Origin of the sequence: Mesorhizobium sp. M7A.F.Ca.CA.004.06.1.1 (assembly GCF_003999135.1) — a bacterium.
Lineage (GTDB): Bacteria > Pseudomonadota > Alphaproteobacteria > Rhizobiales > Rhizobiaceae > Mesorhizobium.
In genome coordinates, this window is record NZ_RZPQ01001418.1 from 1 (window position 1) to 502 (window position 502).

General features: G+C 58.6%; 1 protein-coding gene. It reads right to left on the bottom strand.

Features of this window, described 5'->3' with window-relative positions; all coding sequences use genetic code 11:
* Window positions 1–91: 91 nt before the first annotated feature.
* Complete coding sequence (rpsH, locus tag EN906_RS36700; protein WP_013531431.1) at window positions 92–490, bottom strand: 30S ribosomal protein S8; 399 nt, start codon at window positions 488–490, stop codon at window positions 92–94.
* Between the last annotated feature and the right edge of the window lie 12 nt (window positions 491–502).

The window sequence follows — 502 nt, forward strand, 5'->3', positions numbered from 1 at the left end:
ATTTTGTTGTCCTCGTCACTTCTCTTGTTTCAGGTCTCTGTCTTCGGGAACGATCCGAAGACCGGATTCCACTTTGCGGTCAACTGCCAGATCAGAAGATCTGGCAGAGGATCTCACCGCCGACGTTCTGTTCACGTGCTTCATGGTCGGCCATCACGCCCTTCGGTGTCGAAAGGATGGCGATGCCGAGGCCGTTGGCGACCTGCGGAATCGACTTGGCCGAAACATAGACGCGGCGGCCTGGCTTCGAGACGCGGGCGATTTCGCGCACGACCGGCGCGCCGTCGAAATACTTCAGCTCGATCTCGATTTCGGACTTGCCGTTGTCGAAGTCGGTCTGGCTGTAATCGCGGATATAGCCTTCAGCCTTCAGCACGTCGAGGACGCGGGTGCGCAGACGCGAAGCCGGCGTCGAAACGCTCGACTTCTTGCGGCCATACGCGTTGCGGATGCGGGTCAGCATATCGCCGAGAGGATCGCTCAATGACATGTTATGTCCTCC